This window comes from Acidobacteriota bacterium (assembly GCA_020845575.1).
Classification (GTDB): domain Bacteria; phylum Acidobacteriota; class Vicinamibacteria; order Vicinamibacterales; family Vicinamibacteraceae; genus Luteitalea.
Genome location: JADLFL010000012.1, coordinates 168,200 through 181,695, shown reverse-complemented (window position 1 = coordinate 181,695; position 13,496 = coordinate 168,200). Strand labels below are relative to the sequence as shown.

Annotated in this window: 11 protein-coding genes; 3 read left to right on the top strand and 8 right to left on the bottom strand. The window is 68.5% G+C overall.

Features of this window, described 5'->3' with window-relative positions:
* Positions 1-14 precede the first annotated feature (14 nt).
* Complete coding sequence (locus IT182_03040; protein ID MCC6162304.1) at positions 15-764, top strand: 4'-phosphopantetheinyl transferase superfamily protein; 750 nt, start codon at positions 15-17, stop codon at positions 762-764.
* Here IT182_03040 and IT182_03035 read toward each other — a convergent pair.
* From IT182_03035 to IT182_03000, 8 genes are read right to left on the bottom strand one after another with little or no spacing between them, the layout of a single operon-like run.
* A complete protein-coding gene (locus tag IT182_03035) occupies positions 740-1,231 on the bottom strand; it encodes a hypothetical protein (protein MCC6162303.1) in 492 nt (163 codons plus the stop codon). The two genes, IT182_03040 and IT182_03035, sit on opposite strands and share 25 nt — an antisense overlap.
* On the bottom strand, positions 1,231-1,806 hold the full coding sequence (locus IT182_03030; protein MCC6162302.1) for a sigma-70 family RNA polymerase sigma factor: 576 nt from the start codon (positions 1,804-1,806) through the stop codon (positions 1,231-1,233). The genes IT182_03035 and IT182_03030 overlap by 1 nt, the downstream gene beginning before the upstream one ends.
* Before the next feature lies 1 nt (position 1,807).
* Positions 1,808-2,722: a hypothetical protein gene (locus IT182_03025; GenBank protein ID MCC6162301.1), complete on the bottom strand. Its 915-nt coding sequence runs from the start codon at positions 2,720-2,722 to the stop codon at positions 1,808-1,810.
* A 50-nt stretch (positions 2,723-2,772) separates the two neighbouring features.
* Entirely contained in the window at positions 2,773-5,034 is a 2,262-nt protein-coding gene (locus IT182_03020; protein ID MCC6162300.1) for a PAS domain S-box protein, read from the bottom strand.
* A 22-nt stretch (positions 5,035-5,056) separates the two neighbouring features.
* Positions 5,057-6,166, bottom strand: a complete 1,110-nt coding sequence (locus tag IT182_03015; GenBank protein ID MCC6162299.1) for an FAD-dependent oxidoreductase — start codon at positions 6,164-6,166, stop codon at positions 5,057-5,059.
* The gene (locus tag IT182_03010; GenBank protein MCC6162298.1) at positions 6,163-7,551 is read right to left on the bottom strand and encodes an NAD(P)(+) transhydrogenase (Re/Si-specific) subunit beta; all 1,389 of its coding nucleotides are present in this window, start codon (positions 7,549-7,551) and stop codon (positions 6,163-6,165) included. The genes IT182_03015 and IT182_03010 overlap by 4 nt, the downstream gene beginning before the upstream one ends.
* Entirely contained in the window at positions 7,548-7,835 is a 288-nt protein-coding gene (locus IT182_03005; protein ID MCC6162297.1) for an NAD(P) transhydrogenase subunit alpha, read from the bottom strand. Before IT182_03005 ends, IT182_03010 begins: the two co-directional genes overlap by 4 nt.
* Before the next feature lie 3 nt (positions 7,836-7,838).
* Positions 7,839-8,513, bottom strand: a complete 675-nt coding sequence (locus IT182_03000; protein ID MCC6162296.1) for a sugar phosphate isomerase/epimerase — start codon at positions 8,511-8,513, stop codon at positions 7,839-7,841.
* 3 nt (positions 8,514-8,516) lie between these two features.
* Between IT182_03000 and IT182_02995 the strand changes: the two genes are divergently transcribed.
* Positions 8,517-12,020 (top strand): DUF1553 domain-containing protein, encoded by a 3,504-nt coding sequence (locus IT182_02995; GenBank protein ID MCC6162295.1) that lies wholly within the window; start codon positions 8,517-8,519, stop codon positions 12,018-12,020.
* Entirely contained in the window at positions 12,017-13,495 is a 1,479-nt protein-coding gene (locus tag IT182_02990) for a DUF1501 domain-containing protein (protein ID MCC6162294.1), read from the top strand. Before IT182_02995 ends, IT182_02990 begins: the two co-directional genes overlap by 4 nt.
* Position 13,496 lies beyond the last annotated feature (1 nt).

The following is a 13,496-nucleotide window of genomic DNA, read 5'->3' as shown; positions in this document are numbered from 1 at the left end:
AGTACCCTGTCCCCGTGCACGCGCTGCCGCCTCGAATCGACATCGCGTTCGTCCGAGGCATCGAAGGCGAACCCGACTGGGTGCCGGAAGTCCTGGATGCCGGCGAACTGGCGCGCTGGCACGCGCTCCACGCCATCGGACGACCGCTGTTCCTGGCCGCGCACGTCGGCGTGCGGATGCTCGCCACGCAACGGATCATCCCGGCCACTGACACACCCACGCCGGGATCGGAGCCGTCGGAGTTCGCATGGGTCACGCTGCCATCAGGAAAGCCAGCGCTGACGTATCGAGACGGACGACCGCAGCCACTCCACATGAGCGTCGCGCATGGCGGCGGCCTGGCAGCCGTGGCGGTCTGCGATGCCGGTCCAATCGGCATCGACGTGGAGCGCGTGGATGCGCGACGGAACCTCCTCGCGATCGCGAAGCGGTTCTATGCGCCCGAGGAATACGAGGCCCTGGCGCGATGCGGGGCCGACGAACGGATGTCGCTCTTCCACCAGTGGTGGACGCGCAAGGAAGCCGTGCTCAAGGCAACGGGAACGGGGTTGCGCGGCGGACTCGACGTGCGCGTCGACGCGCCGCCCGACAGCGACGGCTGGCGCGCCGTCACGCTGAACGGGCATCCTGAAGCGCTCTTCGTGCGCGACATCAGACCGCCGGAGCACCCCCGTGTGTTCGGGGCCATCGCCATCGAAGGCCAGCCTGCCTCAATCACGCACGTCTCGGTCCGGCTCGATCAGTCCTCGCGGGTGGCCACGTAGAGCACCACCGGAGCGGCCAGCATCGCGACGAGCGCGACCACACAGACCACCAGCCACATGCCCGTCGGCATCGCCCATGCCGACGGATTCGCGTCGAGCAGGACACGCGCGGCAGGCGCCAGCGCCGCGCGCAGCCACCACGCGAGCGCGCCCGTCACCGACAACAGCAGGCCGACGACACAGGCCGCGGCCAGGCCCGTCGCAACGGTGATGGGGCGGCCTGCGGCCGCGGCGGCCTCCTGACGTGCGCGAATCCCCGCACGCCACCACGTCTGCCCCGCCGACGGCACGTGCGCGTCGGCGATGGCCGCGCTCCTGTCGTCGCGCAGCGTCGTGGCGAGGAGGAACAACTCGCGACACGAATCACACTCCGCCATGTGTGCCGTCGCCTCGTCGGCGATGGGCACATCAGGTGGCGCCAGCGCCGCGGCCAGCACTGCCTCTTCGTTGGTGCATGGGTGCGTCATCACCGGCCTCCTCCCCGCGCCATGCCTCCCGGCAGCAATGCCGCGAGGCGCTGACGCGCGCGGAACAGCATCGTCTTCACGCTGTTGGTGCGCAGGCCGAGCGACGCCGCGATCTCCTCGTGGGACGAGCCCTCCGCGTACGCGAGCCAGAGCAACTGCTGATCGCGATCGGCCAGGCGCGCGAGCGCGCGGCGGACGTCGGCGCGAGCGTCGCTGCTGTGGACGGCATCGGGCGGGCCCTGCAGCGCGCTGCCCGCGGGCTCTTCGATCGACACCGTCGCCGGACGGAACCGGCGGCGACTGTCGTGCGCGAGGTTGGTGGCGATGCGATACAGCGCGTTGCGCTCGTGCCGATCGTCCTGGTAGCGTCCCGGCGTCCTCAGGAAGCGGAAGTACGTCTCCTGGAGCAGGTCGTCAGCCGCGTGCGCGTCCCGCGTCAGCCTGTGCAGATACACCCAGAGCGGCCGAGAGGTCCTGTCGTACAGCAGCCTGAACTCGTCTTCGCGCAGCACGAACGTGTCGTCGCTGGTGGCTGCGGCAGTGAGCGCGAGGGCGTCGATGCGGGCGTCGGTCATGTCAGGCCTGCGGCCACGGCGCACTGGCCGGCGTCTCCGTCTCGCGCAGCAATCCGAGCTTGCGCGACAGGGCGTAGGCAATCCCCGCCGACAGCACGAACCCGCATCCGATGGCCGTGACGAGCACGCCCAGCACACGGAGCGGCTGCGCCACATCGTCGATCGCGCTGCGCGTCACGAACTGGAGCGCCACACCGGCGCACACCGCCACGACGCCTACCTGCACCGACCACAGGATACGGCTGACGGGAGCCGCAAGCGGCGTGGGGCGGCCGTCGAGCCTGATCGGTGCCGATTCGAGGAACTGTCGTCCGGCATCAGACTCCATATAGCTGCGCAGATCCTCGGACGTCGTCATCCTGTCGAGCAGCTTGGTATGCGTCTCGACCTGCACTTTCGCCACGCGCTGCCAACGCCTGTGATCGAGCGCCGTCCGTACGAGCCAACCGAAGGCGAGGCAGACGCCGAGCATGACGGTGCCGGCCGACAGCGCACTCAACAACTCCCGCCACATCCAACGCCCGCTGTCGTCGGGCATCTCGCCCTGCGGTTCGCCCAGGAAATACCCCGGCGACCGCACGATCTCGGGGTGCGCGGCGATGAACGCGCCCAGCCGCGGATACGGCGCAAGGTAGTCGGCGTTGGTCAGCAGCGTGGGCTGGCGCTGGAGCACCTCGCGCACGGCGGGCGGGTGCTGCTGGAGCAACTCCCTGAGCTGGTTGCGCGTGTCGTCGGCGCGCTGATCGGAGGCAGGAAGCGGCGCCTGTTCGGCGCCACGCTCGAAAAGCTGCGGGGGCAGCGTCGCCGGCTGGGCGGCCGCGCGCTGCGCGCAGACAGGCGCGGGGGCCGCAGACAGGCACACCGCCGCGAATACGACGTGGCGCAGGCGCGAGGAGAGCAGGAAAGCCCGGGTCATCATGCCGGGTATTACGCGAACGGCGGCAAGAGGTTGACAGGCCGATGCCGTCAGCGCAGGGCGGGTTGCTCGACCCAGCGCTCGAGCATCGCGCGGAGCTTCGGCAGTTCGACGGGCTTGAGCAGGTAGTCGGCCATCCCCGCGGACAGGCAGCGCTCACGGGCGCCCTCGATCCCGGCGGCCGTCATGGCCACGACCGGTGGCCGATTCCCGGCCGGCAGCAGGCGTTCGAGCTGTCGTGTGGCCTCGTAACCGTCGAGGCCCGGCATGTGGCAGTCCATCAGGATGACGGCGTAGCGCGTCGCCCGCGCCATCCTCACGGCCTCGTGGCCGTCTCCCGCCACGTCGGCCGCGTATCCGAGTTTCTCCAGCATCGCCACGGCCACGCGCTGGTTGACCGGGTTGTCCTCGGCCACGAGCACGCGGCGCGACGGCTCGACCGCAGCGACATCAGGCCGTCCGGCAGGCGCCGGCATCGCCAACGACGCCAGCGACCACGACACGTCGCGCGACGCTGCCGGAGCAACGGCGATGGGCGCGACGATCGTGAACCAGAAGCACGAGCCCTCGCCCACGGCGCTCGTCACCCCAATGGTTCCGCCGAGCCCGTCGACCAGCCCCTTCGAGATGGCCAGACCGAGTCCCGTACCGCCGAAGCGACGCGTGGTGGACGCATCGGCCTGCATGAACTTCTCGAACAGCAGCGGCTGCTTGTCCTCCGGGATCCCGATACCCGTGTCGGTGACGGTGAGGCGCAACGTTGCCCGTCCGGCGTCGACACCGTCACACGAGACGGCCACGCACACCGATCCCGTCTCGGTGAACTTGACGGCGTTGCCCACGAGGTTGAACAGCACCTGTCGCACGCGGCCCGGATCGGTGATGACGGGGGATGGCGTGCCAGCACTCACGTCGATGTCGAAACTCAGGCCCTTCTCCGCCGCGGGCACGCGCAGCATCGCCGCGACTTCACGAGCCAGCCCGCCGACATCCGTGGGGATCTGCTCCAGCACCACGCGGCCAGCCTCGATCTTCGAGAAGTCGAGCACATCGTCGATGAGGTGCAGCAGAGACTGTCCGGACCTGGTGATGAGATCGAGGTAGTCGCGCTGCTCACCGGTGAGCGGCGTGTCGCCCAGCAGTGTCGCCATCCCGAGCACGCCGTTGAGCGGCGTGCGCAACTCGTGGCTCATCACGGCCAGGAAGTCGCTCTTGCTGCGTGCAGCCCGTTCCGCGTGCTCGCGTGCGAGTTGCAGCGTCTCGACGGCCGCGCGCCGTTCCGTCACATCGCTCACGGTGCCGACCACACGCGTGGCCACACCCTGCGCGTCACGCGCGACAACGCGACCGCGGGCGAGAACCCAGCGATAGCTCCCATCGCTGCAGCGCACCCGGTACTCGGAGACGTACTGCTCGGACTCGCCAGCCAGGTGCGCCTTGATGTCGTCGCGGAAGCGCCCGCGATCCTCTTCGTGGACGAAGGCGTCCCACTCGGCGCTGCGCACGGCCGTGATCTGGTCGTGTCCCAGCATCGCGAAGAGCCGGCGCGAGCCGTGTAGCGTGTCAGCCGTGACGTCCCAGTCCCAGATACCGTCGTCAGATCCCTCGACGGCAGCCTTCCAGCGTTCCTCCACCGCCCGCGCCGCCGCTTCGGCGCGCAGGCGCTCGGAGAGGTCGACGATGACGCCGGCGACGTAGCGTCCGCGCGGGCTCTCGTACCACGAGAGCAGCACTTCCGCCTGGAACTCCTCGCCGTTGTGACGACGGCCGACCAACGGCACCGGCACGCCTGCGGCGAGGCGCCCCTGACCAGCGAGGAACTTGCCGAGTCCTTCCAGGAACCGCTGCTGCTCCGACGGCGACACGTACTGCGCGCAGCTCACGCCTTTCACATGGGCGCGCGAGACGCCGAGCATCTGTTCGGCAGCCGCGTTGAGGTAGGTGAAACGCCCTTCGGCATCCGTGGTGACGATTGCCACGCGGGCCGCTTCGGCAACGGCGAGGAAGGCGTCGTCTCGCCCCGGGCGCGTGCCCGGCTGCGCGCCACGCCAGCCGGCCGCCCAGCTCAGACGCCTGTGGAACCACACCAGCAGCAGTGCCGCGACCACCGCGATGACGCCGGCCAACGCCAGCCCTGTCGGTACCGGAGGAGACGCCAGATCCCGTCGCCACAGCCCCATCGCCGATGCGAGGAGCAGGACATTGATGCCGAGCGCCACCCCCAGCGCGACCCGCGCCGCAGCCGGACGCGCCAGCAGACGCACGACGGCCGTCAGGGGCCGCACGACGGCTCGCGTGGTGGCTACAGGCATCTGAACAGGAATCGACACATCCTCAGCGATGCCCCAGCCCGAAAGTGTCGTCGGCCTCGCTTTGGTCGAGTACGCGCCGCGCGACGTACTCGCCGAGGGCGGGCCCCATCTTGAAGCCGTGTCCCGAACCGCCGCCGACCAGCCACGCATTCGGTGTGCCGGGATGGCGATCGATGAGGAAATGCGAGTCGGGCGTGAGCTCGTACTGGCAAACCTCGGACCCGAGCAGCGGCGCGTCGGCGATGGCCGGGAACCGCAGGCGCAGGAAGGCCCGTGCCTCGGCCAGCTTCTCCCTCGTCGGCGTACGGTCGCCTTTCGTCGGATCGAACGTCGGCCCGTACGTGTCGTCGGCAACCTTGAAGCCGCGGTTGGCGTTGCCGGGAATGCCGTAGTACATGGAGGCGCGGTAGTCGAGCCACACCGGCATGTGCAGCCAGCGCGCGTCGCCGGCGGGCGTGCCGAAATAGAACGACTCCTGCCGCGACGGACGGATCAGCGGGCCAATCACGTCAGGGAACAGGGTGCCCAGCCAGGGGCCACACGCAAACACGAACCGATCGGCATCGAGCGTGCGCCCATCGTCGAGCGTGAGCGCGCGCATGGGACCACCGTCCACCGGCACGTCGGTTACCTGACCGACCACGTACTGCCCGCCCTCGGCCACCAACGTCTCGACCACGTGCTCACACGCGCGGCGTGCGAGGGCGTAGCCGGCCTCCGGCTCCCACAGGACGTTCGTAACGCCTTCGAAGGAGACGTGCGGCCAGCGGGCTTTCGCCTGCGCGGGATCGAGCCACTCGGCAGGCAGTCCGGCCGCTTTCATCGGCTCCAGCGATGCCTGGCCGAAAGACTCGTCGCCGCTGAAGATCCAGATGGCACCGGAGCGAACGAAGAACGTCCGTTGCGACCGCGCGTCGTGCTCGCGCCACAACTGCATCGCCCGCGCCGCCATCGCCGTGTAGATGGTGCGCGCGCCGTACGTGCCGCGGATGACGCGTGTCTCGCCGCTGGAACTCGCCCGTGCGTGGCCCGGTCCCCAGGCATCCACGAGCGTGACCGTCGCGCCGGCCCGGCGCAGCATGAGCGCCGTCCAGCCGCCGAATGCGCCGGCCCCTGTTACAACGACCCTCAATGCATGCCCGTCTCGCCGCTGAGTTCCTTGGCGAGGTCGCCCATCACGGCCTTCGAGTCGCCGAACAGCATCAGCGTGTTGGCGCCGTAGTACAGCTCGTTCTCGATGCCGGCAAAGCCCGGGTTCATCGAGCGCTTGTTGGCGATCACGGTGCGCGCCTTGTCGGCGTCGATGATCGGCATGCCGTAGATCGGGCTGCCCTTGTCGTGCCGCGCGGCGGGGTTCACCACGTCGTTGGCGCCGAGGATGATGCAGACGTCCACCTGCCCCATCTCGGGGTTGATGTCGTCCATCTCGACGAGTCTGTCGTACGGGATCTCGGCCTCGGCGAGCAGGACGTTCATGTGGCCGGGCATGCGTCCGGCCACCGGATGGATCGCGAAGCGCACGTCGATGCCCTTCTTCGTGAGCTGCTCGAACACGTCGCGCACGCGATGCTGCGCCTGCGCCACGGCCATCCCGTAGCCGGGTACGATCACCACGCGATCGGCGTTCTCCAGGATCTGCGCAGCGTCCTCGATCGTCGCGGACTTCACCGTCCGTTGCTCTGTCTGCGTCGCCGCGGCGCTCACCTGCCCGAACGCACCGAACAGCACGTTGGTGAACGATCGGTTCATCGCGCGGCACATGATGATCGACAGGATCAGGCCCGACGATCCGTCGAGCGCACCGGCCACGATGAGCAGTTTGTTCTCGAGCACGAAGCCCATGGCGACGGCCGCGAGGCCGGCGTACGAGTTGAGCAGCGAGATCACCGTCGGCATGTCGGCGCCGCCGATCGGCATCACGAGCATCACGCCGAAGATGAGCGCCAGCACCACGAGCACGGGGAACAGGAACGTCAGGTGCGGGTTCACCACCAGCGCCACGCCGATCAGGACGCCCGCGCCGATCAGCGCGAAATTGACGATGTTCTGGCCCGGGTAGGTGACCGGACGCGTGGGCAGAATCTCCTGCAGCTTGCCCGCTGCCACGAGGCTGCCCGTACACGTCATCAGGCCGAGCGCCACCTCGAACACGATCGCGCCGGTGCGGAACGCCGTGAGATCGCCTTCGTGCAGGAACAGGTAGTACTTGCCGATGCCCACCAGGCCCGCGGCCAGGCCGCCGAAGGCGTGCGAGAGCGCGGTGCGCTGCGGGACCGCCGTCAGCGGCACCCACGAGAGCGGCACGCCGACGATCGTGCCGAGCACGATGGCGATGAAGATCCAGGTATAGCCCGAGATGTCGGGCCGCAGCAGCGTGCCGACCACCGCGAGCACCATCGCGGCGACGCCCGCGAAGACGCCGTTGCGGGCCGTCTTCGGGTCGCTCATCCACTTGAGCGAGAAGATGAACAGCGCGGCCGAGACGAGATAGACGAGGTCGATCGTCTGCGGACTCACCGCGACGGCTCCTTCTTCTTGAACATCTTCAGCATGCGATCGGTGATGAGGAAGCCGCTGATGATGTTGGTCGTGGAGGCGAACACGGCGACGGCGCCGAGCACGGTGCTCATCGTGTCGTGCTGCGGCCCGGCGAGGATGATGGCTCCGACGATCGCGATCGCGGAGATCGCGTTGGTGAGCGACATCAGTGGCGTGTGCAACAGGCGCGACACGCGCCTGATGACGTCCATGCCGATGAACGTCGCCAGCATGAACACGAACAGCGCGGTGATGAAATCCATGGCTCAGGCCTTCGCGATGGCGTCGCGCAGCGCGGCGAGATGTCCGGGGATCGCCTCGTAGGGATCCGGCGCGCTCTCGTACTCGAGCACGACGTAGCCCCGGTAGTTGGCGTCCTTCAGCAGCTTCACGAAGCGCGGCACGTCGGTCGGCACCTTCTGCTTCACGGGGCCCGTATCCACCTTGAGCTGCACGTTCACGGCGTACGGGACGATCTTGGCCAGCTGCGGATAGACGTCGGTGTCGTCCACGTTGCCCGAGTCGAGGTTCACGCCGAACCACGGCGAGTCGATCTGCGCCAGGGCGGGCAGCATGCGATCGATCTTCGTCAGGTAGTCGTGGTTCTCGAGGCCGAGGATCACGCCGTGTTTCTCGGCGAAGACGAGCGCCTTGCGCAGGTTCTTGATCCCGTTGGCGATGCCCTGTTCCTCGCTCATCCCCTTAGGCGGGACGCCGCTGAACACGCGCACCACGGGCGCGCCGAGCACCGCGTAGTGGCCGAGCCACGTGTCTGTGTGGGCCAGCCACTTCTCCAGTTCCGGATCGCCGTCGGGCAGCGTGTAGTTGTTCCGGATCGCGCCGCCCGAGATGTCGAGCCCGTTGATGTGGCACCGGCGCTTGACCTCGTTGAGATACGCGCGGTCGAACGTCGCCGGGAAGAAGTACGACGTGAGCTCCACGGCATCCACGCCGAGCGTGGCCGCCCAGTCGATGAACCCGAGGAGATCCATCGCCCCTTTGGTGCCGGGCTTTGCCGTCAGGTACTGCCGCATCGAGTACGCCGCAAGCCCCACACGCAGTTGGCTCTTCCCGGACCGCGTGATGGGCGCCGCCGACACCGAGGTCGATGGGAGGGTCGAGGCCACGGCCGCCGTGGCCGAAGCCGAGATGAAGGCACGTCGAGTGAGAGACATGGTCGTGCCGGGGAGTGTAGTACGCTGAACCCGTTTCCGGGAGTCGACATCTCCACACCCTCCATCCTGCTCGTCGTCCTGCTCGCCGGGGCGGCCGCGTGCGGCCCCTCCGCGCCGACCATCGCCGGAGTCCCGGAGAAGGTGGACTTCAATTTCCACGTCCGCCCAATCCTCTCGGACAAGTGCTTCTCCTGCCACGGGCCTGACGACCGCGCCCGCAAGGGCGGCCTGAGCCTGCACACGAAGGAAGGCGCGTTCGCGATGCTCCCGAGCGGTCATCGCGCGGTGGTGCCCGGCAGGACGGGCAAGAGCGAACTGGTGCGGCGCATCCTCAGCACCGACCCCGCGGTGCTGATGCCCCTCCCCGCCTCGCACCTCGTACTCAGTGAGGTCGAGAAGGCGATCCTCGTCCGCTGGATCGAACAGGGTGCGACGTGGACGCCGCACTGGGCCTTCGTCGCGCCCACGAAGCCTTCATTGCCTGACGGCGAGGATGTGTCCGCGCTGTCCAATCCGATCGACAGGTTCGTCCGTGCGGGCCTGCGCAACACGGGTCTGTCCCCGTCTGCAGAAGCCTCGCGCGAGACGCTGCTGCGGCGCGTCTCGATGGATCTCACGGGTCTGCCGCCCACGCTCGACGAGATCGAGGCCTTCCTCGCCGACACGAGTCCTCGCGCCTTCGAGACGGTGGTCGACAGGCTGCTGGCCTCGCCGGCCTACGGCGAGCGCATGGCCGTCGACTGGCTCGACCTGGCCCGCTACGCCGACTCGCACGGCTACCAGGACGATGGGATGCGGTCGATGTCGCCGTGGCGTGACTGGGTGATTGCGGCCTTCAATCGCAACATGCCGTTCGACCAGTTCATCACGTGGCAACTGGCGGGCGACCTGCTGCCGAACGCCACCACCGAACAGCGCCTCGCCACGGCCTTCAACCGCAACCACATGCAGAGCCAGGAAGGCGGCATCGTCTCGGAGGAGTACAGGGTCGAGTACGTGGCCGACCGCGTGGACACGTTCGGGACCGCGTTTCTCGGGCTGACCGTGCAGTGCGCCCGCTGCCACGACCACAAGTACGATCCGATTCTCCAGAAGGACTACTTCAAGCTCTTCGCGTTCTTCAACAACGTGAACGAGACGGGTCAGATCCCGTACTCGGGCATGCCGAGTCCGACAGTCACGATCACCACGCCGGCGGCCGACGAGGCGCTCGCGACGCTGCGCGCGGCGATGGCGCCGCTCGAAGACGCGACGCGCGTCGATCGGCTCGCCACGGGACCGGTGTTCGACGCGTGGCTCGCGCATCCGCGCGGTCCCGTCACACTCCCACGGCCCATCGTCCATCTGCCGCTCGATGCGATGAAGCAGTACACGTTCGCGAACCTGGCCTCGCCGAAGCGGCCCGGCGTGGTGGGCAACGAGGAGGAGCGGAAGAAGAAGACGGCGCGCGTGCCTGACGTGGTGCCGGGCAAAGTCGGCAACGCCGTCCATCTCGTGGGCGACAGCCAGATCGACCTCGGTGGACGCGACCAGAAATTCGGCTTCTTCGAACGTAACGAGCCGTTCTCCTTCGCGCTGTGGATGCGGCGCGACGCCGACGGGATCGGCGGTCCCGTGATCACGCGGTCAGGCGCCGTGATGAACGGCCATCGCGGCTACGAGTTGATCCTGCGACCCGACGGCACGCTCACGGCGGGCCTGCACCACGTGGCGCCCGACAACTCGCTCGAGATCGAGACGCTGACGCCGTTGCAGGTGGGCACCTGGTACCACGTGGCGGTCACCTACGACGGCTCGAGCCGGGCTCCGGGTCTCCGGCTGTTCCTCGACGGCACGGCCGCCAACACGCGCCTGATGACCGACAACCTCACGCGCAGCATCATCAGCGAGCCGAAGGGCGACTGGGGCGGCATCTCCGCGATTCGCATCGGCAGGCGCGGCGACGAGAACCTGTCGGAGGTCTCGGTCGACGAGTTCAAGGTGTTCCCGGATCAACTGACCGCCGTCGAGGTCGCGGCGGTGGCTGGCATTGACGATCCGCTGGGAGCCGTGTCGCAACGGCCGGACGGCACGGCGGCGCTGCAGGATCACTGGGTCCGTCGCGTGGCGAAGCTCGGAGAGCCCGATCGCGCGCGTCTGCGCGCAATGCGCGGAGAAGAGAACCGCCTCATCACGCACCTGCCGCAGGTGATGGTGATGCGCGAACTGCCGCCGGAACGCCAGCGCCCGACGTTCATCCTCGCGCGCGGTGCCTACGACGCGCCGACCGACCGCGTCGAGGCAGACACGCCGTCGGTGTTACCGGCGCTGGATCCCTCGCTTCCGCGCACGCGGCTCGGCTTGGCACAGTGGCTCGTGGCGCCCGAGAACCCGCTGGCGGCACGCGTGGTCGTCAATCGCGCGTGGGCGATGCTGTTCGGCACGGGCCTTGTCGCAACACCCGGAGACTTCGGCAACCAGGGCACGCTGCCCACGCACCCAGAACTGCTCGACCACCTCGCCGTCACGTTCCGCGAGAGCGGATGGGACCTCAAGACACTGCTGCGCGAGATCGTCATGTCTCGGACGTATCGCCAGTCGTCGGCCGCCACGGCGAAGGCCCGCGAGATCGATCCCGCCAATGCGAAACTGGCGCGCGGTCCCGCCTATCGCCTGTCTGCCGAGCAGATCCGCGACGGCGCGCTGGCCGCCAGCGGCCTGCTCGTGCGCACCATCGGCGGCGAGAGCGTCTACCCGTATCAGCCGCCGGGCCTGTGGGAGGAACTCGCGACGCGCAACGCCACGACGTACAAGCAGGGCACGGGCGACGACCTCTACCGCCGCAGCCTGTACACCGTGTGGAAACGCAGCACGCCGCCGCCATCGGCAATCGGCTTCGACGCGGCCGAGCGTCTGCTCTGCTCCGTCACACGGCAGCGCACGAGCACGCCGCTCCAGGCGTTGGTGTTGCTCAACGACGTGCAGTACGTGGAGGCGGCGCGGGTGCTCGCCGAGCGTCTGATCGTCGACGGTGGACCGTCGCCAGACGACCGCATTCGCCGGGCGTATCGCCTCGTCACGAGCCGCGACCCGCAGCCCACTGAACTGGCCGCCGTGAGGACGCTCTACGAACGCGAGCGTGCGAGGTTCGACGCAGACAGGTTCGCGGCGCGCCGGTTGTCGGCCAGGGGCGAACGGCCGCCGGCCGACGGATTGGTCCCCGCGGAGGTGGCCGCGTGGACCGTCGTCGCGAGTACCATCATGAACACCGACGAAGCGGTGACCAAGCGATGAAAGCCCTCGAGGATCTGAAGTTCAACGCCACGCGCCGGCATTTCCTGTCGGCGGCCAGCCTCGGCATCGGATCGGTGGCCCTCGGATCGCTGCTGGAGCCGGCGCGCCTGTTCGGTGGCCAGGCGCCGGCGGCCGTGGCGATGCCGGGTGCGCCGGCGAGCGGCGTGGTGCTCGGGGCGACGCACCACGTCCCCCGCGCACGTCGCGTGATCTACCTGTTCCAGAGCGGCGGCCCGTCGCAGCTCGATCTCTTCGACGAGAAACCGCTGCTGCGGACGATGAACGGCGAGGAACTGCCCGACTCGGTGCGCAAGGGCCAGCGCCTCACGGGCATGACGGCGCACCAGAAGCAGTTCCCGCTCGCGGGATCGCAGTTCACGTTCGCGCGTCACGGGCAGAGCGGGGCGATGGTCAGCGATCTCATGCCGCACACCGCGTCGATCGTCGATCGCCTGTGCTTCGTGAAGTCGATGCACACCGAAGCGATCAACCACGACCCCGCCGTCACGTTCGTGCAGACGGGATCGCAGCAGGCGGGCCGGCCGTCGATGGGATCGTGGCTGTCGTACGGACTCGGGTCCGACAACGCCAACCTGCCCGCGTTCATCGTGCTGCTGTCGCGCGGACGGCAAGGCGATCAGCCGCTGTACTCGCGGCTCTGGGGCAGCGGCTTCCTGCCGTCGCAGCACCAGGGCGTGCAGTTCAGGAGCGGCAGGGATCCGGTGCTCTATCTCGGCAACCCCGACGGTCTCGACGCCCAGACCCGTCGTCACATGCTCGACACGTTCCGGCAGCTCGAGGAAGAGCAGCACGCACGCGTGCTCGACCCCGAGATCAACGCCCGCATCGTGCAGTACGAGATGGCGTACCGCATGCAGACGTCGGTGCCCGAAGTGATGGACTTCTCGGACGAGCCGCAGCACGTCATCGACATGTACGGGCCGGATGTCAGGAAGCCGGGTACGTACGCCGCCAACTGCCTGCTCGCGCGCCGGCTCGCCGAGCGCGACGTCCGCTTCATCCAGCTCTATCACCAGGGCTGGGACCAGCACGGCACGCTGCCGAAGGACATCCGTGTGATGGCGCAGTCCGTGGATCAGGCGTCGGCGGCGCTGGTGAAGGATCTCGACCAGCGGGGGCTGCTCGAAGACACGCTCGTCATCTGGGGCGGCGAGTTCGGCCGCACGAACTACTCGCAGGGCAAGCTCACAAAGGACGACTACGGCCGCGATCACCACCCGCGCGCGTTCACGGTGTGGATGGCGGGGGGCGGCATCAAGCCAGGCATCACGTACGGAGAGACCGACGAGTTCGGCTACAACGTCGTGCGCGACGCGGTGCACGTCCACGACTTCCAGGCGACGCTCATGTACCTGCTCGGCGTGGATCACGAGCAGCTCACGTTCAAGCACCAGGGCCGGCGCTACCGCCTCACCGACGTGGAAGGCCACGTCGTGAAGGCGCTGTTGGCGTAAG